Here is a 23,638-nt window from a genome sequence, read left to right on the forward strand (position 1 = left end):
TGGATCGCCGGCAAAGTCAATGCTCCTTTACGCAACTGGGCGACGTGTTCCTTGCTTTCCGCCGGCCAAAATGGTAAAATAAGAATAAAGCTATGCGCATTTACCAAAGGAGTATTTTCATGCTGAAACGACGTATTTTATCTCTTTTTTTCCTGCTTACCCTGCTGCTGCCCACCGCTTCGGCCGCAAACGGCAGCGCGGCCAGGGACGGTATCCGCGGCGTCTGGGTTTCCAGCGTTTATAATATCGACTATCCCACCCGACAGGGCATGACCGCGGACGAACTCAAAAGCGAAGCGGACGCGATTTTGGACAACATTGCGTCCATGGGCCTGAACACCGTGTTCTTTCAGGTCCGCCCCTCCGCGGACGCGCTGTACCAGTCCGAACTTTTCCCCTGGAGCCGTTATGTGAGCGGCACGGCGGGCCAGGCGCCCGACGGCGGCCTCGACCTGCTCGCCTATTGGGTAAACGGCGCGCACAGCCGCGGCCTACAGCTCCACGCCTGGATCAATCCCTACCGCATCACCAAGGACGGCGAGGCGGAATGGGCCGCGCTGCCGGAAAGCAGTCCGGCCAAGCAGCATCCGGAATGGGTCGTGCAGTACGATGGGAATTACTATTTTGACCCCGGCCTGTCCGCCGTGCAACAGCTCGTCATTGACGGCGCGGAGGAAATCGTCCGCAATTACGAGGTGGATGGCATCCATCTTGACGATTATTTTTATCCAGGGCCTGATTTTAACGACGCCACCTCGTTCGCGCGCTACGGCGGCGATTTTGAGGATATCGGGGACTGGCGGCGCGACAATGTCAACACGCTGATCGCCGAACTTGATACGGCGCTGCATGAGCTTAACCCCGACCTCTCTTTCGGCGTCAGCCCCGCCGGTATCTGGGATAACCAGTCCTCCAACCCCGAAGGCAGCGAAACCAACGGCCGCTCCTCCTACCGTGAGATATACTGCGATTCGGTCGAATGGATCGAGGCCGGCACGGTTGATTATATCTGCCCCCAGCTCTACTGGTCCATCGGCTACGAGATCGCGGACTTCGAGATCCTGCTCGACTGGTGGCAGAACGTTGTGGCAACCAGCGATGTCGCCCTCTATATCGGCATCGGCGCGTACCGCGCGGCCGAGGCGCAGCCCGGCGATGTCTGGTATGGCACGGCCGAACTGCAACGGCAGTTGGACATGATCGAAAGCAGCATCGATGTGCAGGGCGAGGTGTTTTTCAGCTATTCCTCCCTGATCGATACCGCCAACTGCTCGTCCATGCTGGCCAAACACTATACCGAGATTGACGGCGTCCCGCCCGGAGACGCCACCGGCGAGTCTGCGCAGCACAGCAGCCTGCTGGAAATCCTTTCCCGCTTTATCACCAGCCTGTTTTATTAACTGATTGGAGGCGTATCCCCTTGGCCGACCTGCTTTCCCGTGAATACGAGATCAATTACAGCCATGTTGATAACCGCGGCATCGCAAAGCCGTCTTTCCTGTGGAACATCATGCAGGACGCGGCTACCGTACACGCGGAGGCCCTGCATCTCGGCCCCGCAGACCTTCATATCCTGTGGGTACTGTCTCGGATGCGCGCCACTCTCCTGCGACCGTTGCTGCCCTACGAGCGCATCCGCTGCGAAACCTGGTGTCCCGGCATCCGCGGCGCGAGCTGGTACCGTTGCTTTGCGTTTTTTGCCAACGAAAAGCTGGTCGGCGAGGCCCAGTCCATGTGGGTGACGCTTGACCCGCAGACCCACCGCATCCTGCGGCCCAGCGGCTTCCCCGCGGCCGCGGATTACCTACATACGGCGCGCGGTGCGTTATTCGACCCGCTTCCCAAGCTCTCTTGCGCGTCTGTCAAACCACATCATGTCCACCCCGTCCTATATTCCGACCTGGATGTCAACAACCATGTCAACAATGTCCGCGTCGTCGAGCTGATCTCGGACGCGCTCGACCTGCAGCGGCAGCCGGGCTTTATCTCCGAGCTACAGGTCAACTACACGGCGGAAACCACGTTCGGCGAGCAGCTCGCACTTCTCTGCGGCACGGTGGGCTCGGCCCGCTACGTCCGCGGCGAGGCAGATGGAAAACCGCATTTTGAAGCGCTCGCCACAATGTCCCCTCTGGAAAGGCAGGTACCCTGAAGCATGACCGATCTGATAAAGCAAACGGCCGACGATATCCTGCGGATCTGTAGGCCGGAAAAAATCATCCTTTTTGCCGAAAAACGCACGATGGCGACCGGCAAGCTCAAAGCGCTCAGCCTGTGCGTCATTGTGCCGGACGACGTGGACTGCCGTAAGCTGCGGCCACGCCTGCACCTTGCAATCTCGGCCGATGTGCCGGTCAATCTGAGCGTGTATACCGCCGAGGAATGGGAAGATCTGTGCGCCGACGGAACATCGTACGCCGCCTGGATCGCCCGGAAAGGCCAGGTAATCTATGAGTCGACGACGTAAAGGGGCCTCCGACAGTCATTTCTATTACAAATGGCTGGACAAAGCGCTGTGCGACCTGCAGTGCGCCCGCCTGCTTCTGACCTATGGCGGCGACCCTTACAACACCGCGTTCCACTGCCAGCAGGCGATTGAAAAAGCGCTCAAGGGCTATCTGCTCTATCGCACCGGCAGACACTTTGACGGGCACAACCTCACCTATCTGTGCCGGCAGGCCATCCGCATCGATCCGGATACGTTTACCGAATACCTCGATGAAAGCGCGGCGCTCAACGACCTTTATATTGAAACGCGCTATCCCACCGACCTCCCTTTCGAGATCGACGAGCGCGAGATCCGGCGGTATCTGGATATGGCCGAGCGCATGTTCGCCGCGATCCGCAGGGAGCTTTACGCCGGCGGCCGGCCGCACCGCATCGAAGAATAATAAAAGCCTGCTGCGTTCCCCGCAGCAGGCTTTTTGGGCCTTTATGCCCGTTCTTTTCCTTTTTCCGCCTTGGCCGCCAAGCCATGCCGGATCGGCTTCCATTCCACCTTGTTCACCAAGGCGGCAAGCGAGATCGGTATGTACGTCAGCATAAACAGCGGGAACGTGAACATAAACACAATCTTTTTCCATGCCGGACCATCAATTTTCTTCCATTCGGATAGCATCGTGACCGCCCCGAACAGGAACAGGCTGAACGAAATCCCCTTAATTGTCATCCAAATAATCCGCCCCAGCATACGCAGCACGCGGTATGTGATAAACGCCGGCTGCGCAAGGCTGCTCAGACAGGCGAACAGCGCCAGCGCCAGCACGCCGAGCGTGACCAGGTTGCCGGGCGCGACCGTCATCAGCATATCATAACAGGACATGCTGTGGCGCCCGCCGCGCAGGCAGCCGCCCAGAAGCGCGCCGGTATAGCGCGCGTCGATCTGGTAAAAGCCCTTGGTCCAGCGCATTCGCTGATCCCACGACTGCCGGAACGCGGTCGGCTGCTCGTCGTAGATCACGGCCGTGCCGCAGTAGCCGATCTTCCGGCCGCGGATCGCGCATGAAATAGAAAACTCAATATCCTCGGTCAGCAGATGGTAGGGCCAGCCGCCATCCTCGCGTATCACATCCGCCGCGACCAGGAAGCCGGTGCCGGAAACCGCGCAGTTCACCCCAAGCTGGGTGCGCGGGCGGTTCAGGTAGCGCGCTTCCCTCAGGAACCACAGCGCATAGCCTGCAGAAATCCAATTGTCGCAGAAGTTTTTGGAATTGCGGTAGCTGGTCAGGGCCGCGTATTCGCCGGTGTCGAACATCTTGTTCATTTCCCGCACAAACTGCGGGTCAACCAGATTGTCCGCGTCAAACACGAAGAAGCCTTCGTAGGCCTGCTCGCCTTGGTCCTCAAAAATGCGGCGGAACAGATAATCGAGCGCATATCCCTTGCCGACCTGCACCTTGTTAAACCGCTCGTAAACGATCGCGCCCGCCTGGCGGGATACCTCCGCCGTGCGGTCTGTGCAATTATCCGCAATCACGATCACGTCCAACAGTTCGGCGGGATAGTCCTGCCTCTTAAGGCTTTTGATCAGGTCGCCGATCACGTTCTCCTCGTTGCGCGCGGCGATAATCGCCGCATAGCGGTGCAGCGCGGGGGCTTGCTTCCCGCCTTTCCCTTTTCCGAAGAAGCCGATCAGCAGGTAAACGATTTGGTACGCATAGGCTGCGGTAAAAAATATGAATAAAACAAAATGTAAACTTTCTAAAAAGCGAAGCATGGCGAAAACTCGTCTCCTTCATTCCCACTCGCAAAGTTACTCTCTCTAATTCTTGTACTATCATAGCACTATTGCCGTATTATGCAATAAGTTTTTGCCGGAAATTCACAACCTCCTTGCATTTTTCACTGTTCGCACAAAAAACCAGATATTTTTTCTGTAATTTTCATCACACTTTTTTGTCGTATTTCTGTCACATTATTTATTGTAGTATAGCAGAAAACCAGACGGATTCCATGAAGTATTTCTTAAGTTTTTTGGTATTTTTCCCTGCCGTCCGTCACATTGGGCCGTTTAACCGTTATCGTGATGAAAAGAGTCCTAGTTATAACGTTAAAAAGCACAAGGGACACGGTTCAGTGTCCCTTGTGCTTTTCCCTGCGCTTTTGCCGGTGCTTCTCATAGCGTTCCGCAGCCTCCCTCGCTTTTTCCTCCCGCGTGCGGATGCGGCGCGCGGTTTTCCCCTGTTCGCGCTGGGCGGCAAGCGCCTGCTGCGCCCGCGTACCGGTTCCCGACCTCTCCACCGCCTGACGGGCGGCGCGTTGGCGGCGCTTGGGGTTATCCGGCCGCGCCGGCCGCTCGCCCACCGGTATCGGCGGGCTGAACCGCAGCCGCCGCCAGCTTTGCAGCAGGAACGCATACACCTCGTGATCCTTGGGCTCCGCGCCGAACACCGTCCGGCTCGCCTCATACCAGTCGCCGCTCTCCCGCTCATACAACACGGCCCAGAACGGGTCGTCAAAATACACGGTCACACGGCAATTGACTGTGCGCATAGAAATTCCTCCTTTATTGGTTCTGCGCACAGAGAACGGACAACCAAAGGAGGCAGGTTACTGGCGGCGGTTCCCCGTCGCGTCCGGACTACCAACCGGACCGTGTTTTTATCTCTGCCCTTTCATTATATAATGACGGAACCCATCCGTCAAACCAGCAAAGAAAAAGCGCCGCATCCGCGGCGCAATAGGTTAATCCAGATTTTTCTTTTTCAGCATATACCAGGCGAAAAAGCAGCCCCCAACCGAGATCGCCAGCGGAATCCACCAGACAAAATCGCCCGGTATCCGTCCTCCCTCTATATTCATCCCATAAAAGCCAAAGATGATATTGGGGATCGTCATGATGATGGTCAACACGGTCAGCACCTTCATGATGATGTTCAGATTGTTGGAAACAACCGACGCGTAAGCGTCCATCGTGCCGGACAAAATACTCGAATAGATGCCGGCCATTTCGATCGCCTGCCTAATCTCGATCAGCGCATCCTCCAGGATATCCCGATCGTCCTCATACAGCTTGAGTACCCGTCCGCGCAGCACCTTTTCCATTGTGACTTCGTTGCCCTTCAGAGAAGCGGAAAAGTATACCAGCGATTTGGAGAGGCCCAGAAGCTGGATCAGCTCTTCATTTTTAAGCGAATCATACAAACGTTTTTCAATTCGGGTGAAGTCGCGTTCAATCATGCGCAGGTTTTTCAGAAAGCGGCCCGCCACCCGCAGCAAGATCTGGAACACAAACCGCGTGCGCATCGCCGTATGGACGCCCTTTACCGCGCCCTCCGCGATTGATCGCAGGATGATGCTGTCGTCCAGGCAGACCGTGATAACCGCGTTCTGCCCTACTACAATCCCCATTGGCAGGGTGCTGAACATCTGCCCGCCATCTTCGACCGAGCTTTTCTCCACCATCGGAATGTCGACGATCATCAAAAGCTGGTCGTCCTCCGTCTCGACACGGGAGCTTTCCTCCGGATCAAGCGCCGCGCGGATAAATTCCTCTTCCACCCGCGCCACCCGCGCGATCTCCTCCAGCTCGTCCGAGCTAGGATGCACCATATTGACCCAACAGCCCTCCGTAAAGCCCGAAAGCTCGGTTACGCGGCCGTCGATCGTCTTGTAAAATTCTACCATATCTTACCGCCTTTCTGCGGCGGCAATTATCTCTCTGCGCCACCGCGAGCTTTTATTTTTTTTATACTTCGAGGGTCCGCACTCACGGTGATCACACTCCTTTTACACAAACTTTACAAGGCCTTTTCAGACCAAAACAGCCCTTTACAGGGCTGTTTTGCATGATTACACAGGCACCAACAGAATCAGCGGTGATCCTTATCAAAAATGCGCATCAGCACGTCGAACGCCGCGTCGTCCGAACCAAGCTCGTTCGACTGGCTGCTCTTGGCGGAAGCGGACTTGTCCTCCGCCGCCGCGGTCGACGCCTCGGTGAACAAGCCGGAGGACGCCGGCTCCGGAGCCTTTCCATCCATATTCAGCTTCGCGGAATTGGGGATGTTGTCGAATCCGGTGGCAATAACGACTACGCGGATCTCGTCGTCCATCGTGTCGTCGATAAACGCGCCAAAGATGATATGCGCGTCCGGATGCGCCGCCTGCTGGACCATCGTCGCAGCGGTTTCGACCTCATCCAAGCCGATATCATCCGAACCGATAACAGAAACGATAACACCGTGCGCCATATCGATCGAGGTTTCGAGCAGCGGGCTGGAAATCGCCATGCGCGCGGCCTCCGCCGCCTTGTCCTTCCCAGCAGCGCGGCCCGTGCCGATATGAGCATAGCCCGCGTCTTTCATCACCGAGGTAACATCCGCAAAGTCCAGGTTGATGAAGCCCGGCACGGTAATCAGCTCGGAAATATTCGCGACCGCCTGCCGCAGCACGCCGTCAGCGATCTCAAACGCGTTCTTGAACGTGATCTTCTGTTCGGAAACATATTTCAGGCGCTCGTTTGGGATGATGACCAGCGAATCGACGTTCTTGTTCAACTCGTCGATGCCGCCCAGCGCCTGCTCCAGACGCTTCTTACCCTCGAACGCGAACGGACGGGTGACAACGCCGACCGTCAGGATACCCATTTCACGGGCGATCTGCGCCACGACCGGCGCCGCGCCTGTGCCGGTGCCGCCGCCCATGCCTGCGGTGATGAACACCATATGGGTGTTGGCCAGCGCCGCGGCGATCTGCTCCTTGCTCTCCTCCGCAGCCTTGCGGCCGATCTCCGGGTTTGCGCCCGCACCCTGTCCCTTGGTCAGCTTCTCGCCGATCTGGATCTTGGTGCCGGCCTGAGAGAAGTTCAGCGCCTGCATATCTGTATTGATCGAGATAAACTCAACGCCCTGCACGCCGCTTTCGACCATGCGGTTGACCGCATTGCCGCCGCCGCCGCCCACGCCGATGACTTTGATATTTACTACATTATCCAAGCCCTGTTCAAACTCAAAACCCATTGTTGCCATCCTCCGTTATGATAAAAAATCTTTCAGATTATCTTCGTTACACAATATCAACGGCCTGTCCCTGTCTGGAAGCAGAATGGACAGACAGCCCCTATTGTTTTAATTTTACCTCTTTTTGTTCTATTTTGCAACACATATTAGTGAATCCCTCAAAAAAATATTGAGTTTTTCTGTATCTTTCCACCAAAGGCGGCGCCGGTATTTTTCACCAATATCCGGCATCCCTCCGCTGTGAAAAAGCCTTTTGCGGGCGCTGCGATCTTTTAATGGGACAGGGCGACGTGCCGGTCATTCGGAACCCTCCGAACCGGCGGCGCCGCTGTCCGCCCCGCCGTCGGCTTCCCCTGCATCGTCTCCGCCGGCTGCGTCCAGCGCGTCCGGATCGACAATGGGGCTGTCATCCGTCTCCTGTCCGGTTGCGGAATGCGCGATATTTTCCGCAGTATCCGGCACAAAATGCAGCCTGTTTTTCGCATCCCAGTACAGCCGCCCGATATCGGAGGGTGAGAGCCGCCCATCGATCACAGTCTGCGCAAAGCGCAGCCGGTAGGCAAGCTGTTCCATCGTGCCGACGCGGATATCGAACCGGTCCAGATAGCCGACGCGCACATCGGTGAGCGACTGCAGGTTGATGAAATCGGTTTCCGAGAGCATGTCCGCCGCGTCCAGCGTTTGCAGCACGGTCAGCAGAGCGTCCACATAGGCATCCGCAGCCGGCTCCAGCGTCTGCCCCGGCCGGACCGCCTCAAGCGTCACGCCGGCTACGACCGGCAGGCCGTTATCCGTCGCCGCCTGCTCCAGCACTTTGCCCTGCGCGCTGACCAGATAGTACACGCCGTTAGTGGAAACAGCCACTGCCGCCCGGCACTCGGTCACTGTGACGACCAGCGCATCCGGCAAGTGGCGCCGGATCTGCACGGTTTCCAGATAGGGAAACTGCTCCAGCAGGCTATTTGTCGTTTTCACCTTGTTCCAAAGATAAAGGTTGTCACCTTTTTTCACATCCATGCCCGCGACGATCTCCTCGGGCGTGTATTTGGTGGACCCTTCCACGGAAATCGTGTCTACCTTGAAAAAGACCGTCAGGGCGAGCACGGCAGCCGACAGCAGTATGCCGACAAACAGCAGCCGGCCGACCGTATGGAAAAACCGCTGCCGCCGGTTCGCCCGTTTCCTCATCTGTTCCGGCGTTTTCTGTTTTCGCTTCCTGCGTCTCATGCAAGCGCCCCTTTGCCTTATTTTTGCCGCTCGCGGACAGCCTGCATGATCTCGCGGTAAATTTTTTCGCTTGCGTCATGCGCGGCCAGGCGCGTCGCGTCGCGCCCCATCTGCCGCAGGCGTTCCCGATCGGACAGCAGCTCCCCTATCTCGTCGTACAGCCGCTGGGGCGAAGCGTCCTTCTCCAGCAGCACGCGGCAGCCGCCCGCCTGCTCGAGCGCGCGCGCGTTTTTCTCCTGATGGTTTTCCGCCACGAACGGCGAAGGCACCAGTAGCGCGGGCCGCCCCAGCATGCACAGCTCGCCCATCGTCGCCGCGCCCGCGCGGCAGACGATCAGGTCAGCCGCCGCCATGCGGTCCGCCATATCATAAATATACTCAGTCAGTTCGATATTGGGATGCTCCCGCAAAGCCGCGCCTTGCTCCTCCGCAAGCCGCGGCATCCAGTCGCGCGCCGCCGCGCCCGATGCGTGTACATGCCGGTACGGCACATTGTTTTTGCATTCCAGCGCGATCGTACCCGCCATGTGCTCATTCATATATTTCGCGCCCATGGAGCCCCAGAACGAGACGACAAGCTGATCGTCCTCAGACAGGCCGAAGCGGGCGCGCGCCTTTTTCCGGTCCGCTGATAAAATTTCACCGCGCACGGGCGCACCGGTCACGACCACCTTGTCGCCGCCGCCGAGCAGCATTTCCGCCTGCTCAAAGCAGACCAGCACGCGGTCCGCCTTTTTTGCCAGCATTTGCGTCACCTTGCCCGGCAGTGCGTTGACCTCGAGCAGCACGGTCGGTATCCCCATTTGCTGCGCCGCGCGAACGACCGCGAACGATGCATAGCCGCCGCAGCCGATCACGCAGTCCGGCCGCGCCTCCCGCAGCAGCTTTTTCGCCTTGCCGACCGCGGATACGGCGAGCCGCGCCGCTTTCAGGTTATGTGCAAGCCCCTTCGGGCTCATGGAGCGGGACAAGCCGATGATCTCAATGGTATCCAGCGGATACCCCTCTCTCGGGACAAGCTTGTTTTCAATACCGCGCGCCGATCCTGCGAACCGGACAACCGTGTCCGGATGCTTCTGCTCAAAATACCGCGCGATGGCAAGCCCGGGCGTCACATGCCCGCCCGTGCCGCCGCCAGTGATATACAGCTTCAAACCTGATTTCCCCCTATCGCTTCATTCTTCGTTGCGCGCGTCTATCCGCATATACCGCGATATATTCAGCAGTATCCCCATTTCTCCGAGCTGCATGAGCAGCGCCGTGCCGCCATAGCTGAAAAACGGAAGCGCCGCACCCGTCACCGGAATAATGCCTGTGACGACGAACAGGTTCATCAATGTCTGTATCGCCAGCTTTGCGGTAATGCCGGTCGCCAGCATCGCGCTGAATTTATCCGGCGCCGCCCGCGCGACGCGGAACCCGCGGTAAATCAGATAAGCGAACAGCAGAATCACCAGCAGCGCGCCGATAAAGCCCATTTCCTCACACCATGAGGCAAAGATGAAATCGTTCTGCGGTTCGGGCAGGTACAGGTGCTTCTGCCGTCCCTGCCCAAGCCCAAAGCCGAAAAAGCCGCCCGAGCCGATGGCGATCTGGCTCATCGCCCCTTGGAAGCCCTTATCCGTCATATCCGAAAACGGGTCGAGCCATACCGCGAAGCGATCCCGCACATGGGAAAACATGAAATAAAACGCCGTCAACGTTCCGGCGCCCACCACGCCGATCGGAACGAAATACCACAGCCGCATGCCGCCCGCGACGAGGATGCACACACCGATGCCGCAGACAATCATCATCGCCGAGGTATGCGGCTCGAGCGCCAGCAGCACAACATATACCGCAAGCAGGAAGCCGTATGGCCGGACCAGCCCCTTAAAGCTGCGCACGCTCTGCGCGTCGCGCGCGATCCAATACGCGAAGCACACAATAACGGCGAGCTTTGCCAGCTCGGACGGCTGAAAACCGAACAGCCAGCGCCGCGCGCCATTATACCAGGTGCCGATGCCCGGTATCGCAACCAGAATCAGCAGCACGACCGACACCGCCAGAAACGGCTTGTAAAACCTAGCGTACAGCTTATAGCTAACCTTGGAAATAACGATCATCGCGACCACGCCAGCTACGGCGACCATCCCCTGCCGCGTAACGAAATGCAGGGAATCGCCTTTGAAATTGTAATAGCCGGTCGAATAGCTCGCGGAAAACAGCGCGACCAAGCCGATCGCCAGCAGCAGCATGACCGAAAAGAAAATACCCGCGTCCCAGGCATGGGCGCGCACGCGCGTCCGCTCGCGGAACCGGCCGTCGGAGGGCTGCAGCGCCGTCTCGCCCCTCTCTTCCGCCCGCATGGCGGGACGGTTCGCATACCGCGGTCCTGCGGTCACCCTGCGCACCGTGCGCGCTTGTCTGGTTGTCGTTGCCATGTGGACACCTCCGAACGGGCTTTGAATTGTAAACAGTTTACAGAACCGGCGCCAGCGCTACATAATACGCCAGCAGGCAGAGCAGAATGGTCGCGCCGGAAAATATCAGCACGATCTTCTTTTCGCCCCAGCCACACATCTCAAAATGATGATGGATCGGCGCCATCTTGAACAGGCGCTTGCCGCCGGAAACCTTGAAGTATGTTACCTGCAGGATGACAGACAGCGTTTCGATAATATAGATCAGCCCGACCAGCAGCAGGATCAACGGCATATCGCAGGCAAACGCCAGACCTGCCACCGCGCCGCCAAGAAACAACGAGCCCGTGTCCCCCATGAAAACCTTGGCCGGATTGAAATTATAGATCAGGAACGCCGCCAAGCCACCCGCGAGCGCCGCCGCGAACAGCATCACGCCAGCGTCCTGCCGCGCAATGCCGACAAACACAAAGAAAATGGCGACCGGCAGGGTCACACCCGCGGCCAGTCCGTCGATACCGTCGGTCAGGTTGACCGCGTTATCCGCGCCCACGATAACGAACGCGGCAAAGATGATGTACAGCGGCCAGGGAAGCGGGATCGCCACAGCGGTAAACGGGATCCAGAGGGCGGGCAGTCCGTCCGACTCCAGAAACAGCACCAGGATGAACGCGCCCGCCACCAGAATTTGAAGCACCAGCTTCTGCTTGGGCGTCAGCCCCGCGTTTTCCTTTTTGCGAATCTTAGCGTAATCATCCACCAGACCGACCGCGCCGTACGCTGCGGCAAGGCCCAGCACCGCCAGCGAGGAGACCGAAACCCCTCCCAGCAGCGTGTTGCCCGCCAGAACCGCCACTGCAATGCCGATGATAAACATAAACCCGCCCATCGTCGGGATGTTCTGCTTGTTCATATGCCATTTCGGCCCGATCTCCAATATCTTCTGGCCGAATTTCATCTTGCGCAGATAGCGGATCACCGCCGGCCCGATCGCCGCTGTGATCACAAATGCGACCGCGCAGACAATCAGCGCAGTCCGGATATTGATCGGTGTCATTCTTCCACGTCCTCCCCTAAGAACCATGCGAGCGCGCGCTCCATCCGCATCCCGCGGCTACCTTTGAACAGCAACGCGTCGCCCTTTTCCGCATCTCGCCGCAGCGCCGCGACAAGCGCGGCCTGGTCGTCAAACGCATACGCCGCGGCCATGCCGCGCTCCTTCGCGCCCGCGACCATCGCGTCCGCGTCCGGCCCATAGGCATACAGCGCGTCGGCGTTTTCCGCGGCCGCGCGTCCCGCGCGGCGGTGGCCCTCCTCCGCATAGCCGCCCAGCTCCAGCATGGAGCCAAGCACCGCGAACCGCCGCCCGCCTTCCGCCATGCCGCCGAGCACCTTGAGCGCCGCCTCCATGGCGTCCGGACTGGCGTTATAGCAGTCCGCAAAGATGCAGTAGCCGTTCTGCTCGTAAATGTTCTGCCGCATGCCGCTTGCCTCATAGGAGGAAAGTCCTGCGGCGATATGCTCCGGCGTCTCGCCCAGCAGCAGGCCGACCGCCGCCGCCGCGAGCGCGTTAAGTATATTATGCGCGCCCGGTATGCTGAGTTTTGCCGAAAAACGTCCGCCCTGCGGCAATTCGACCGCCGGCAGACCGTTATTTACTATATCAAATGCACTGTCTCCATGCAAGTATGCAGTTAAATCACACGCCGGATTTTCTATCCCATAGGTAACCGTCCGGCAGCCCAGCGCGTCCCGCTTCTCCCAGAGAAGCGGTTCGTCTCCGCAGAGCACGGCGCAGCCGTCCGGCCGGAGGCCCTCCAAAATCTCGAGCTTCGCCCTGCAGATGCCCTCGCGCGAGCCAAGGAATTCAATGTGCGAGGTGCCAATATTGGTGATAACCGCGATATCCGGCTGCGCGGCCGCGGTCATACGGGACAGCTCCCCGAAATGGTTCATGCCCATTTCCGCAACCATGACCTCGGTTTTCCTAGTCATTTGGAGCAGGGTGAGGGGCAGGCCGACCTCGTTATTCAGGTTGCCTTCGGTTTTCTGTGCGCAGAACTGCTGCCTGAGCACGGCGTAAAGCAGTTCCTTGGTCGTCGTTTTGCCGACCGAGCCGGTTACGCCGACCACCTTGCCGCCGCACAGCCGGCGGTAGCCGCCCGCCAGGTCCAACAGCGCCTGCGCGGTGTTCTCCACATATAGAACCGGCACCGGATAGGTTTCGTTCTGTCGGTGCGACACCACGGCCGCGGCGCCGTTATCCACCGCCTTTGCGATAAAATCATGCGCGTCGAAGCGCTCGCCCTTGAGCGGCAGGAACAGCGTTTCCGGCGGTATCTGCCTGGAATCCGTGGAGACCGACGACAGAGATGCCGCCCCGTGCGCCTTCCCCCCGGTCCATTCCGCTGCCTGCGCCAGTGTAAAGCGTTCCATCAATCGATTCCCCCAAGCTGTTTTTCTTACTTCCTATCCGCGAAATAATCCGCGACAATCTCCCGTTCATCCATATGATGCTTCACATGGTTGACCTCCTGATAGGTTTCATGTCCCTTGCCCATCAGAACGATGATGTCCTCTTTCCTGGCGTGCGCAAGCGCCCACCGGATCGCTTCCGGCCGGTCGACGATGACCCGCGTCGGCGTTTTGGTGTCTTTCATGCCCTCCAGAATATCGTCGATAATGGCCTGCGGCTCCTCGGTGCGCGGATTGTCGCTCGTCACGATGCAGAAATCCGACAGCGCCGCCGCGATCGCGCCCATTTTAGGCCGCTTGGTCCGGTCGCGGTCCCCGCCGCAGCCAAACAGCGCCACGACCCGCCCCTTGGCAAAGCCGCGCACGGCGCGCAGGACGTTTTCCACCCCGTCGGGCGAGTGCGCGTAGTCGATCAGCACTGTATAATCCGTATCGGTCGGCACCACCTCGACGCGGCCTTTCACGCCCGTTGCCGTGGCCAGCGCCTTCGCGGCATCCGCGAGCGGCATATCCAGCTGCAGTGCGATCCCCAGCGCGGCCAGCGCATTCTCCACGGAAAAATGGCCGGGTATCGCCAGACGGACGCGCGCCAGCTCGCCCCTGGTGTTGGCCAGGAAGGAAACGCCATCCGCATGCAGGCCGATATTCCTGGCGGTCAGGTCGGCGGCGTCCTTTTCACAGGAAAACGTCAGGCATGGGCACAGAGCGTCCGCCAGCATGGCGTCGGCCGCCGGATCGTCCAGATTGATCACGCCCCTGTCGCTGACCGCGAACAGACGCGCCTTTGCCCTGCGGTACTCCTCCATGGTTTTGTGGAAATCCAAGTGGTCCTGTGTCAGATTGGTGAACGTGCCGACTGCAAAGCGGATGCCGTGTACGCGGTCGAGTACGAGCGAGTGCGAGGATACCTCCATAATCACATGCGTGCAGCCGGCGTCCCGCATACGGGCGAACAGCGCCTGCAGCTCATAGCTCTCCGGCGTGGTGCGTTCAGTTTCGATGGCCTCGCTTCCTATCAGGTTCTGGTTGGTGCCGATCAGCCCGACCGTATGCCCTGCCTGCTCCAGAATATGCTTAATAAGGTAGGTCGTGGTGGTTTTGCCGTTCGTTCCGGTCACGCCGAGCATGACCATGCTGTCCGCCGGATGGCCGAAGCGGTTGGCCGCGATCTCCGCCAGCGCGCGGCGGGAGTTCTCCACCACGACCGCCGGCGCCCCCGCCGGTGCTTCTTCACATACGATCGCCGCCGCGCCCTGCGCGAGCGCCTTTTCGATATACCGGTGGCCATCCGTCGCATAGCCGCGGATAGCCACGAACAGGTCGCCCTTTTCCACCGCGCGCGAATCATACCGCACCTCGCCGATTTCCAGCTCCGGCGCCGCCGTACGGCTCTGCACCGCAACGCCAGCCAGCAATTCCTGTAATTTCATTCCGTTCCTCCTATCGGTCGTCGACACCCGTTGTGTCGGAAAATTCAACCGTGACCACCGCGCCGATATTCACCTTGGTCCCTTTTGCCGGACTCTGCCGGCTCGCGGTGGTATTGCCTGTAATCTGCGAGGACGCGACCCCCTTCTGCTTGAGGTACAGTCCGTACTGCTCCAGCGTGTCTCGGCACTCGTCCGGCGTCAATCCGGTCAGGTCGGGTACCTCGATCTGCTCCGCAGGCTTATCCTCGCCCATATACAGGATGACCTTGCCACTGGCCGGAATGCGCACACCACTGGCCGGCACCTGGTCGGTGACCGTGTCGCCGCTGCCGACGACGCGGTACGCAAAGCCCGCCTGCTGCAGCGTGCTCGCCGCCTGCTCCTGCGTGGAGCCGACCACGCCGGGTACGGTCAGCTCGCGGCGGTCGTTTTCCTCATCGGTATACACCGGCGTCACGCCGATATACGGCAGCACATCCTCCATGATGCGGCCGACGACCGGCGCGGCGAGCGCACCGCCGCCGTGCGGAGAGGATTCCGGCAGGTCGCTGATCGCGACCAGCACCACGATCTGCGGATCGTCCATCGGCGCCACGCCGATAAACGAAGCCGTATAGCGGTCCTCGACGTCCTCCGCCTCTTTCAGAATCTCTGAGGTTGCGGTCTTACCGCCCACACGGTAGCCGGGTACATAGGCGTTCTTGCCCGTGCCGCTTTCCACAACCTGCAGCATCGTATCGCGCATATACGCGGAGGTGTCCTCCGAAATGACCTGGCGGACAACCTCGGTCTCGGCCGTGGATTTGATCGAACCGTCCGCATTCAGCACCTCGCGGACCAGATAAGGCTTTTTCAGCCTCCCGTCGTCCACGATGGCCGAAATCATGCTCGCCATCTGAATCGGCGTTACCTGGAAGCGCTGGCCGAACGAGGATACCGCGAGCGACACCTCGTTCCACGAGGTGCTGTCCTCTACGTCAAAGAAGATGCCTGGGCTTTCATTTGGCAGGTCGATGCCGGTCCTGCTATTCATGCCGAACGCCTTGAAAAAGTCGTAAAAGCGTTCCCTGCCGGTCTTTGCTACGATCTGCATCATCGCCACGTTACAGGAGTTCATCACCGCCTGCGTCAGCGTCTGCGAGCCATGCCCGTTGGTGTTGTGGCATTTGATCGGCTCCTTCCAGTCGCCGACCATCATCGAGCCGCCGCAGTAAAAGGTATCCTCCGCATGCACCACGCCCAGCTCATAGGCGGTCGCCACGTTCATCAGCTTGAAAGTGGAGCCCGGCTCATAGGTATCGGTCACAACCGGATTATACCACATCTTGTAAAGCTCCTCGGTCCGCGCGTCCGTCAGCGCGTCAACCAAGGCCTCATTGTTCTGCACGCTCTCCGGCAGGTTATCCAGTCCGCCCTCCTGATAGTATTTGTCGGGGATCTCCGCCGATACACCGGCCTCCTCCAAAAGCTTCTGCACGGTCTCCTTCAGCTCGTTCAGGTACCGTTCGTCCGAGATTACGCGCGGCTGGTTGGGGTCGAAGTCCGGCAGGTTGGCCATCGCTAGCACCGCGCCGGTTTTGACATCCATCACAATACCCGATACGCCGTCGCGTGCATTGGGATTATCCGCCAGCGCGGTTTCCAGATGCTTTTCTAGGATATTCTGGATGTCGCTGTCGATCGTCAGCACAAGCGAGTTTCCGTCCGTTGCCGGAATGTACTGCTGATAATCATACGGCATATCCTGGTTTTTGGCATTCTGCGCGCGGACGATGCGCCCCGCAGTACCGGCAAGCTCGCTCTCGTATTCGGATTCCAAGCCGTAAACGCCCACGTTATCGTCGTTGACATAGCCCAGCACGGTGGAAAGGAAGGCGCCGTATTTGTAATACCGCTTGGTGTCCGGCTCGGAATAGACCGCGTTGCCGCAGCCCGCAGCCTCGAGCTTTTCATACAGGGCGTTTTCCGTGTCCTTATCTACCTTTTGGGCGATGATCTGATATTGGGTATCGGTTCTTTTGATTTTCCCCAGCACGGTGTCGTAGTCCAACTCCAGCGTGTCGGCAAGAATCTGCGCCAGCTCCTGCTGCTGCTGTTCCGCCGGTATCCCCTTGTTCACCTTGGACTCGTCGATCACAGCCTTGGGGTTGACCGTAATACGGGCGACCGAGGCCGATTCAGCCAGCACCTGCATATTCGCGTCATAGATCGTGCCGCGGTTGGGCGTGACCAGCGTGTCCCGCGTCTGCAGTGTTGTCGCCTGCTGCACATAAAAGTCGTTGCGGAATACCTGCATATACAGCAGGCGCACGGCGACCAGGCCGAAGCCGATCGCCACAAACGCCAGCGTGAGCATCACGATGCGCGAGCGCATTAAATTGTTCGGTCCCTTTGCTGCCATTTGCGTTGCATCCCTCCACTGCCGTTTGGTCGAAAAAAAGCGTAAGGAGTCAGAAGTTTCCACCTCTCACTCCCCTATTACGCATCCTATTCATTTACTTACCGGATATATTCCAGGGCTGCAGAAAAGCTGCGCGCCAAGCCGGAAAACAGCGCGTCCAGTGACACCCCGCTTTGCGCCACCGTGACCGTATCCGGATTGGTCAGTTCCACATATTCGATCTGTGAATTGTCCATTTTTACCATGCCCAGGTGGTTCACCGCATATTCCTCCACCTGCGTCATGTCCATGCTGTTCATCTGCTTGCTTGACAGGGAAACATTTTCCGCCGCAAGCTCGTCGAGCGCCTCGGTCTGGGTGCTGACCTGCGCGGTCAGCTGGGTCAGCTGCATCTGGCAGAACAGGATATACACCGCTGCGATCGCAATGACGCTGACGCACACGAACACGTTCAGCCGTACGGCGGCTTTTTTGCGGCGGCGCGGCGTCGGGACTGCACGGAGGTCGCGTGTTCTTTCCTGTTGTACGGGCGCCATGCGCTCTTCATACTGTTTGTACGCTACGCTCTCCCTGCTGGCAGTCATCATTGCATTTCCTTTCTGTCCTATCCGTCTGTTCCTATTTTTTCGCACACGCGAAGCTTTGCGCTCCGCGCCCGCGGGTTGTCTGCAAGTTCTTTCTCATCCGGCAGAATCGGCTTGCGGGGCGTCAGCCTGACTTTAGGCTTCCCGCCGCAGACGCAGACCGGAAAATCCTTCGGGCAGGTGCAGCCCTGTGCCGCCTGGTGGAACGCGGCTTTGACAATGCGGTCCTCTAGGCTGTGGAATGTGATCACCGCCAGGCGCCCGCCCGGGTTCAGGCAGTCGATCGCCTTATCCATCGCTTCCCGCACCGCGCCAAGCTCGTCATTAACGGCTATGCGGATCGCCTGAAAGCTGCGCTTGGCCGGATGCTGTTTTTCCCGCAACGCCTTGGCCGGCATCGCGCCCTTTATGATTTCTACAAGCTCTCCCGTCGTTTCTATCGGCTTTTTTTTCTCTCTCCCGCTCGATGGCCGCTGCTATCAGCGGCGCATAGCGTTCTTCGCCGTATTCGAACAGGATACGACGAAGTTCCTCCCTGCTCCAGCCGTTTACCACGTCGTACGCGGTCAGCGTCTGCGTCCGGTCCATCCGCATGTCGAGCGGCGCATCCTTCATGTAGGAAAAACCTCGCTCCGCATGGTCCAACTGCGGCGACGAAACGCCCAAGTCGAACAGTATCCCATCCGCGCCCGCCAGCCCCAGGCTGGCAAGCACCCGATCAATCTCGCGGAAATCGCTTTTCACCGTGTATACGCGCTGCCAGACCTTCTTCAGGCGCACTTTCGCGTTTTCCAGCGCCTCGTCGTCCCGATCGATGCAGACCAGGCGTCCAGTATCATGCAAACGCTCCGCAATGCGGAGCGAATGTCCGGCGCCGCCTGTCGTCGCATCGACGTAAACGCCGTCCGGCTTGATATGCAGCGCCTCCAGACAGGGTTCGAGCAAAATGGAAACGTGATGAAATTCCATACGCTGACCCTCCTTGTACGGCGCTTTTTAGAACCCGAGATCCTCCATGGCCTCCATGATGCGATCATCGGTGATGCTGTCATTGTAAGCCGCCCATTTCACGGCGTCCCAAATTTCCGCATGGTTAGAGGCGCCGATAACGACCGTCTCCTTGCTCAGCCCTGCGTACGCGCGCAGGTTGGCGGGCAGCAGGATGCGGCCCTGCGCGTCCAGCTCGGCGTCGAACGCGGCCGAGAAGAAAAAGCGCTGCAGATCGCGGGATTTGGACATGGGCAGGGAGCGGATGCGCTCTTCCAGCCCCTCCCACTCTTTTTCCGGATAAACGGCCAGACATCCATCCAGCCCTTTGGTGACGGTGAAGCGTTCGCCGAGCTCATCACGAAGCTTGGCCGGCATCGCCAGACGCCCCTTGGCGTCTATGGAATGCTTGTATTCGCCTTTCACCGATTCACACCACGCTTTCCCTTTGGTGGAATCTGTGACACTTTACCCCACTTCTCACCACCTTGAATCCATTATAACGAGAAGCCCTCCAGATTGCAAGGATTTTTTTCGTATTTTTTTGCGGAAGATTATGGCGGTAAAATGAAAAAACAGTGGTTTTTGCAATTTTTCAAACACTTGTTCGATTATTTTTCCTTTCCACAAACGCCTATTTTGGCTGCGCGAACGGTGGGGAGAAATCCCACAAAAACGCGCATTCTTTCCGCCCGTACCGCGCCGTTTTCCCACCCTCCTCTTATTTTACAGTTTATTCCACCTTATTTCGCCGGCAAAACGCAGCAAAAAAAGCCAGGTAAAAAACCTGGCTTTTCGGATGCTGCAAAATATTATTTATTTGGCGATGCTCTTAAAGCGCTGGCGCACCTTGCGGATCTCCTCCAGCGAAAGCGCCACCGCCTCCTCGGTGCGCTTGAGCGTATCCTCACAATATTCGTTCGTCACTCGGCGCAACTCTCGGGCCTGGATCTCCGCGTTGCCCTGCACTTCCTTTGCCTTGCGTCGCGCGGCCACGACAATCTCGGTTTCGGAAACCATCTGCCGGGCATCCTCCTCCGCCTGACGGCGGATCGATTCCGCCTCGCGCTTTCCGGAGGCAAGCATTTCACTGCGTTTCTCAACGATGTCCTGCGCTGTTTTCAAGTCGTTCGGCAGCGTGGCGCGCAGCTCATCGAGCAGATCAAGCAGACGGTCGCGCTCCAAGATGCACTTCTCGCCCGCCAGCGGGATGCCTTTCGCGTCCTGTACCATATCGTACATGCTGTTGATCAGTTCGTCCAAAGTTGCCATCGTTAGCCTTCCTTTCTTGTGCGGCGCACAATATCGTCTATGATTTCTGCAGGGACAAATCCGGCAACGCTGCCGCCATGCACCGCAATATCCTTTACTACGGACGAGGATAAATACATATACTCCGCACTCGTCATCAGGAACACCGTGTCCAATTCAGGATTAAGCTTCCGGTTCGCCAGCGCCATCTGGAACTCATATTCAAAATCCGAAACCGCGCGCAGTCCCTTAACCACCGCACAGGCGCCCTCCTGCTTCGCATAATCCGCGAGTAGGCCGCCAAACGACGCGACCTCCACGTTAGGCAGGTCGCCTGTCGTCCGCTTCAGGAAATCCATACGCTCGTCCACCGAAAACATCGGCTTTTTATTCTGGTTATGCATCACCGCAACGATCAGCCGGTCGAACACGACCGACGCGCGGCGGATAATATCCAGATGTCCCAAGGTGACCGGGTCAAAGCTGCCCCGGATAGATCGCTACTCTCATGCTTTTCATCCGTTTCGCCGTTCCGCAGAACGGTAATCAAAGTCGCGCCGTAGCGACGTTCGCGGACGACCTCAAACCCGTGCGCAAACCGGTCCTCTACTGCACTTTCGCATATTATTATACCATTTGTAGAGAGAATGTCAAACGTTTCTATTTGTAATAATGCATTTTCCAGAATTTCGCCGCCGTAAGGGGGATCGAGAAAAATCAAGCTGTAGCGCCGCTTTCCAGCACAGGAAACAAAGTCGGCCGCCTCTTTCCGGTGTAGCGAGGCGCGGTCGGCCACGCGGGCGGTTTCTGTATTTTTACACACGATATTGTATGCCGCCTTATCGCACTCCACAAAATCACAGTGCCGCGCGCCTCGCGAAAGCGCCTCGATCCCAAGCTGCCCCGTTCCCGCAAACAGGTCGAGTACCTCCGCGCCGCGGACATGCTCCTGGATCAGGTTGAACACATTTTCCTTAACGCGGTCGGTCGTCGGGCGGGTACTCATGCCGGGTACGGGCTGCAATTTACAGCCGCGCGCGGAGCCGGATACCACACGCATACTTCAGTCCTCCTTATGGAAAAAATCGTATACCGCCTGCGCCGCATTGCGCGGCAACACCCGCGTAAGCTCCTGCTCGCTCGCCTGCCGGATGTTCTCGATGCTGCCAAAGTGCCGGAGCAGCTCGGCGCGCCGCTTGTCCCCAATGCCCTCGATCTTGTCAAGCGTTGAACCGCGCACCTTTTTGCCGCCCAGCTTGCGGTTATACTCAATGGCAAACCGGTGTACCTCCTCCTGGATGCGGCCGATCAGCGCGAACAGCGCGGGCGTGGCCGAGATGCCGAACTCGCGCCCGTCCGGCGCAACGAGCGCGCGCGTGCGGTGATGATCGTCCTTGACCATGCCGAAGCAGGGCGTCGTCAGCCCGAACGAATCCAGCACCTCCTTGCAAACGCGAACATGCCCCAGGCCGCCGTCGATCAAAAAGGCCCCCGGCAGCGGCGTGAATTTCTCGTCCCCGTCCACATAGCGCTGTACGCGGCGGGTGAGCATTTCACGCATGGAGGCGTAGTCGTCCTGCCCGTTGGCCGCGCAGGCGATCCGGAATTTGCGGTAGTCGCTTTTTTTGGCTGCCCTTCCGTGAACACAACCATCGAGCCGACCGTATCCTGCCCCGCGAAGTTGGAGATATCGTATGCCTCGAGCCGCAGCGGCAGCGCGGCCATGCCGGTGACGTTCTGTAAAAGCTCGAGCGATTTGTGCCGCCGCTCGGACTGCTTTTCCCTGCGCTCGATCTCCTCGCGCGCGTTTTTTTCCGCGAGCCTGGTGAGCACGCGGCGCTCGCCGCGCTGCGGGACCGCCAGTTCGACCCGTCGCTCCGCGATCGAAGACAGGTATTCCGCCACCGCCTCCTGCTCCTCAAGCTCGTGCGAAAGGAGTATGGTTTTCGGCACAGCGCCGCGCTGCGCATAATACTGCTTGATGAACGACGACAACACCTCGGCCGGATCGCTTTCGGTCAGATGGAACAGGGTGTACTCCTTGTCCTGCAGCGCGCCGCCGCCATAGTGCAGCACGCACACGCAGGCGCGCGTCTGCCCCTGCACAAACGCCGCGACATCCAGCTCCGCGAACGCGCCCGCGACCACATGCTGCCGCGTTCCCAGCCGCTGCACCGCGCGCAGGCGGTCGCGCAGCAGCGCCGCGCGTTCGAACTGCAGCTCCTCGGCCGCTTCATTCATTTTCTCCGTCAGTTCCTTTTCCAGCCGCTTTGCGTCGCCCTCAAACAAAGCGACCGCCTGGCCGATCAGCGCATGGTACTCCTCCGGACTGACCTTACCCGTGCAGGGCGCGCAGCAACGTCCCAAATGCTGGTTCAGGCACGGCCGGTCCTTGCCGATGTCGCGTGGGAACACGCGCGAGCAGGTTTTGAGATGCAGCGCCTCGCTGATCGTATCGATCGCGCGGCGCGCGGCCACGCGCCCCGGGTAGGGGCCGAAATACCGCGCCCCGTCATGCCCCGGCTTGGACACCACGGAAAACGCCGGATACGGCGCGTCCATATTCAGCCGGATATACGGATAGCCCTTGTCGTCCTTGAGAAGGATGTTGTACTTGGGCTTGTACTTTTTGATCATCGAATTTTCCAGCACCAGCGCCTCGAACTCGGTCTCGGTCACAATGATGTCGAAATCCGCGATATGGCTGACAAGCTGCCGCGTTTTCGGGTTCAGGCGCTCCGGCGCCTGGAAGTAGTTGGACACCCGATTTTTCAGCAGCTTCGCTTTTCCGACGTAGATTACCTTACCAGTCTTGTCCTTGTGCAGGTATACGCCTGGCTGCATGGGCAGCTTGCGCACACGCTCTTTTAATTGCTCCCTGTTTATGGCGGGCCGCCCCTTTCTTCCTTGTGGCGCGTTAAAGAAGCGCCAGCCTCCCGCTTTACCCTTTAACAAAAGCCGCAGGGTAAAACAAAAGCGCCGATGCGATATCGGCGCTTTTTTGCAGGATGCGATAAAATCAGTCGGTGAAATTGGACGTAATCAACTCAACCAATGCGGATACCGCCTCTTCCTCGTCCGGTCCGTCCGCAATCAGGTTGATGGTAGTACCCTTGGTAATGCCAAGGGAAAGGATACCGAGCAGGCTCTTCGCATTCACGCGGCGCTCTTCCTTCTCTACCAGAATCGTGCTCTTGAATTCATTGGCTTTCTGAATAAAAAAAGTTGCCGGTCGGGCATATAAACCTACCTGATTGGTAACCTGTACCTCTTTCGAATACATAATCTGCATCGCTCCTATTTCTTCAAATCCGATATATATAGCATAGCGCCTTTTGTCAGTTTCGTCAAGGATAAAATGCCCGCGCACCCTTTGTATTTTTAATGAAAATTTCCTGCATTCTTTCGGAATATATGGCAT

The 23,638-nt window shown here is 58.6% G+C and carries 20 protein-coding genes and 4 pseudogenes; 4 read left to right on the plus strand and 20 right to left on the minus strand.

Annotated elements, in window-relative coordinates:
• The first annotated feature begins 119 nt into the window (after positions 1 to 119).
• The 4 genes from RX717_RS10580 to RX717_RS10595 are packed head-to-tail and all read left to right on the plus strand — an operon-like array spanning position 120 to position 2,891.
• Positions 120 to 1,400, plus strand: coding sequence for a glycoside hydrolase family 10 protein (locus tag RX717_RS10580; RefSeq protein ID WP_159068200.1), 1,281 nt, complete (start codon positions 120 to 122; stop codon positions 1,398 to 1,400).
• A gap of 20 nt (positions 1,401 to 1,420) precedes the next feature.
• Positions 1,421 to 2,152 carry an acyl-[acyl-carrier-protein] thioesterase gene (locus RX717_RS10585; protein ID WP_054327629.1) on the plus strand — a complete coding sequence of 244 codons (732 nt, stop codon included), beginning with the start codon at positions 1,421 to 1,423 and terminating at the stop codon, positions 2,150 to 2,152.
• 3 nt (positions 2,153 to 2,155) lie between these two features.
• Positions 2,156 to 2,467, plus strand: a complete 312-nt coding sequence (locus RX717_RS10590) for a hypothetical protein (RefSeq protein WP_054327630.1) — start codon at positions 2,156 to 2,158, stop codon at positions 2,465 to 2,467.
• Positions 2,451 to 2,891, plus strand: coding sequence for a HEPN domain-containing protein (locus tag RX717_RS10595; protein WP_054327631.1), 441 nt, complete (start codon positions 2,451 to 2,453; stop codon positions 2,889 to 2,891). Before RX717_RS10590 ends, RX717_RS10595 begins: the two co-directional genes overlap by 17 nt.
• Positions 2,892 to 2,932: 41 nt before the next feature.
• Here RX717_RS10595 and RX717_RS10600 read toward each other — a convergent pair whose 3' ends face one another.
• The 20 genes and pseudogenes from RX717_RS10600 to RX717_RS10700 all read right to left on the minus strand — a co-directional run bounded on the left by RX717_RS10600 (position 2,933) and on the right by RX717_RS10700 (position 23,500).
• On the minus strand, positions 2,933 to 4,216 hold the full coding sequence (locus tag RX717_RS10600) for a glycosyltransferase family 2 protein (protein WP_054327632.1): 1,284 nt from the start codon (positions 4,214 to 4,216) through the stop codon (positions 2,933 to 2,935).
• A 356-nt stretch (positions 4,217 to 4,572) separates the two neighbouring features.
• Entirely contained in the window at positions 4,573 to 4,992 is a 420-nt protein-coding gene (locus tag RX717_RS10605; RefSeq protein ID WP_054327633.1) for a YjdF family protein, read from the minus strand.
• A gap of 192 nt (positions 4,993 to 5,184) precedes the next feature.
• Positions 5,185 to 6,126 (minus strand): magnesium transporter CorA family protein, encoded by a 942-nt coding sequence (locus RX717_RS10610; protein ID WP_054327634.1) that lies wholly within the window; start codon positions 6,124 to 6,126, stop codon positions 5,185 to 5,187.
• Between the two features lie 185 nt (positions 6,127 to 6,311).
• Complete coding sequence (ftsZ, locus tag RX717_RS10615) at positions 6,312 to 7,460, minus strand: cell division protein FtsZ (protein ID WP_107631913.1); 1,149 nt, start codon at positions 7,458 to 7,460, stop codon at positions 6,312 to 6,314.
• A 297-nt stretch (positions 7,461 to 7,757) separates the two neighbouring features.
• The gene (locus RX717_RS10620) at positions 7,758 to 8,687 is read right to left on the minus strand and encodes a cell division protein FtsQ/DivIB (protein WP_054327167.1); all 930 of its coding nucleotides are present in this window, start codon (positions 8,685 to 8,687) and stop codon (positions 7,758 to 7,760) included.
• A 17-nt stretch (positions 8,688 to 8,704) separates the two neighbouring features.
• Positions 8,705 to 9,841 carry an undecaprenyldiphospho-muramoylpentapeptide beta-N-acetylglucosaminyltransferase gene (murG, locus tag RX717_RS10625; protein ID WP_054327166.1) on the minus strand — a complete coding sequence of 379 codons (1,137 nt, stop codon included), beginning with the start codon at positions 9,839 to 9,841 and terminating at the stop codon, positions 8,705 to 8,707.
• A gap of 21 nt (positions 9,842 to 9,862) precedes the next feature.
• Positions 9,863 to 11,110 (minus strand): putative lipid II flippase FtsW, encoded by a 1,248-nt coding sequence (ftsW, locus tag RX717_RS10630; RefSeq protein WP_107631912.1) that lies wholly within the window; start codon positions 11,108 to 11,110, stop codon positions 9,863 to 9,865.
• 37 nt (positions 11,111 to 11,147) lie between these two features.
• Entirely contained in the window at positions 11,148 to 12,146 is a 999-nt protein-coding gene (gene mraY, locus RX717_RS10635) for a phospho-N-acetylmuramoyl-pentapeptide-transferase (protein WP_199855202.1), read from the minus strand.
• On the minus strand, positions 12,143 to 13,525 hold the full coding sequence (locus RX717_RS10640) for a UDP-N-acetylmuramoyl-tripeptide--D-alanyl-D-alanine ligase (protein ID WP_107631911.1): 1,383 nt from the start codon (positions 13,523 to 13,525) through the stop codon (positions 12,143 to 12,145). The genes mraY and RX717_RS10640 overlap by 4 nt, the downstream gene beginning before the upstream one ends.
• A 26-nt stretch (positions 13,526 to 13,551) precedes the next feature.
• Positions 13,552 to 14,994 (minus strand): UDP-N-acetylmuramoyl-L-alanyl-D-glutamate--2,6-diaminopimelate ligase, encoded by a 1,443-nt coding sequence (locus tag RX717_RS10645; RefSeq protein WP_107631910.1) that lies wholly within the window; start codon positions 14,992 to 14,994, stop codon positions 13,552 to 13,554.
• 10 nt (positions 14,995 to 15,004) lie between these two features.
• Positions 15,005 to 17,395 (minus strand): penicillin-binding transpeptidase domain-containing protein, encoded by a 2,391-nt coding sequence (locus RX717_RS10650; RefSeq protein WP_054327159.1) that lies wholly within the window; start codon positions 17,393 to 17,395, stop codon positions 15,005 to 15,007.
• 98 nt (positions 17,396 to 17,493) lie between these two features.
• A complete protein-coding gene (locus RX717_RS10655; protein WP_107631909.1) occupies positions 17,494 to 17,982 on the minus strand; it encodes a cell division protein FtsL in 489 nt (162 codons plus the stop codon).
• 17 nt (positions 17,983 to 17,999) lie between these two features.
• A pseudogene (gene rsmH / locus RX717_RS10660) lies at positions 18,000 to 18,948 on the minus strand (16S rRNA (cytosine(1402)-N(4))-methyltransferase RsmH).
• A 27-nt stretch (positions 18,949 to 18,975) separates the two neighbouring features.
• Positions 18,976 to 19,392, minus strand: a complete 417-nt coding sequence (gene mraZ, locus RX717_RS10665; RefSeq protein WP_262564482.1) for a division/cell wall cluster transcriptional repressor MraZ — start codon at positions 19,390 to 19,392, stop codon at positions 18,976 to 18,978.
• A gap of 390 nt (positions 19,393 to 19,782) precedes the next feature.
• The gene (locus RX717_RS10670; protein WP_054327156.1) at positions 19,783 to 20,238 is read right to left on the minus strand and encodes a hypothetical protein; all 456 of its coding nucleotides are present in this window, start codon (positions 20,236 to 20,238) and stop codon (positions 19,783 to 19,785) included.
• 2 nt (positions 20,239 to 20,240) lie between these two features.
• Positions 20,241 to 20,727 (minus strand): annotated as a pseudogene (gene coaD, locus RX717_RS10675) (pantetheine-phosphate adenylyltransferase).
• 88 nt (positions 20,728 to 20,815) lie between these two features.
• Positions 20,816 to 21,277 (minus strand): annotated as a pseudogene (gene rsmD / locus RX717_RS10680) (16S rRNA (guanine(966)-N(2))-methyltransferase RsmD); the annotation flags it as partial.
• 3 nt (positions 21,278 to 21,280) lie between these two features.
• Positions 21,281 to 21,457: a helix-hairpin-helix domain-containing protein gene (locus RX717_RS10685; protein ID WP_316960665.1), complete on the minus strand. Its 177-nt coding sequence runs from the start codon at positions 21,455 to 21,457 to the stop codon at positions 21,281 to 21,283.
• A 90-nt stretch (positions 21,458 to 21,547) separates the two neighbouring features.
• Positions 21,548 to 23,061 (minus strand): annotated as a pseudogene (uvrC, locus tag RX717_RS10695) (excinuclease ABC subunit UvrC); the annotation flags it as partial.
• Between the two features lie 175 nt (positions 23,062 to 23,236).
• On the minus strand, positions 23,237 to 23,500 hold the full coding sequence (locus tag RX717_RS10700) for an HPr family phosphocarrier protein (protein WP_107632189.1): 264 nt from the start codon (positions 23,498 to 23,500) through the stop codon (positions 23,237 to 23,239).
• Positions 23,501 to 23,638 lie beyond the last annotated feature (138 nt).

It is taken from the genome of Intestinibacillus sp. NTUH-41-i26, assembly GCF_032769475.1.
GTDB classification, from domain to species: domain Bacteria; phylum Bacillota; class Clostridia; order Oscillospirales; family Butyricicoccaceae; genus Agathobaculum; species Agathobaculum ammoniilyticum.

What these genes read in the sequence shown, in the direction of transcription:
- RX717_RS10580 (WP_159068200.1), top strand. Translation starts at nt 120, where the DNA reads ATGCTGAAACGACGTATTTTATCTCTTTTTTTCCTGCTTACCCTGCTG.
- RX717_RS10590 (WP_054327630.1), top strand. Translation starts at nt 2,156, where the DNA reads ATGACCGATCTGATAAAGCAAACGGCCGACGATATCCTGCGGATCTGT.
- RX717_RS10595 (WP_054327631.1), top strand. Translation starts at nt 2,451, where the DNA reads ATGAGTCGACGACGTAAAGGGGCCTCCGACAGTCATTTCTATTACAAA.
- RX717_RS10600 (WP_054327632.1), bottom strand. Translation starts at nt 4,216, where the DNA reads ATGCTTCGCTTTTTAGAAAGTTTACATTTTGTTTTATTCATATTTTTT.
- RX717_RS10605 (WP_054327633.1), bottom strand. Translation starts at nt 4,992, where the DNA reads ATGCGCACAGTCAATTGCCGTGTGACCGTGTATTTTGACGACCCGTTC.
- RX717_RS10610 (WP_054327634.1), bottom strand. Translation starts at nt 6,126, where the DNA reads ATGGTAGAATTTTACAAGACGATCGACGGCCGCGTAACCGAGCTTTCG.
- ftsZ (WP_107631913.1), bottom strand. Translation starts at nt 7,460, where the DNA reads ATGGGTTTTGAGTTTGAACAGGGCTTGGATAATGTAGTAAATATCAAA.
- RX717_RS10620 (WP_054327167.1), bottom strand. Translation starts at nt 8,687, where the DNA reads ATGAGACGCAGGAAGCGAAAACAGAAAACGCCGGAACAGATGAGGAAA.
- ftsW (WP_107631912.1), bottom strand. Translation starts at nt 11,110, where the DNA reads ATGGCAACGACAACCAGACAAGCGCGCACGGTGCGCAGGGTGACCGCA.
- mraY (WP_199855202.1), bottom strand. Translation starts at nt 12,146, where the DNA reads ATGACACCGATCAATATCCGGACTGCGCTGATTGTCTGCGCGGTCGCA.
- RX717_RS10640 (WP_107631911.1), bottom strand. Translation starts at nt 13,525, where the DNA reads ATGGAACGCTTTACACTGGCGCAGGCAGCGGAATGGACCGGGGGGAAG.
- RX717_RS10645 (WP_107631910.1), bottom strand. Translation starts at nt 14,994, where the DNA reads ATGAAATTACAGGAATTGCTGGCTGGCGTTGCGGTGCAGAGCCGTACG.
- RX717_RS10650 (WP_054327159.1), bottom strand. Translation starts at nt 17,395, where the DNA reads ATGGCAGCAAAGGGACCGAACAATTTAATGCGCTCGCGCATCGTGATG.
- RX717_RS10655 (WP_107631909.1), bottom strand. Translation starts at nt 17,982, where the DNA reads ATGATGACTGCCAGCAGGGAGAGCGTAGCGTACAAACAGTATGAAGAG.
- RX717_RS10670 (WP_054327156.1), bottom strand. Translation starts at nt 20,238, where the DNA reads ATGGCAACTTTGGACGAACTGATCAACAGCATGTACGATATGGTACAG.
- RX717_RS10700 (WP_107632189.1), bottom strand. Translation starts at nt 23,500, where the DNA reads ATGTATTCGAAAGAGGTACAGGTTACCAATCAGGTAGGTTTATATGCC.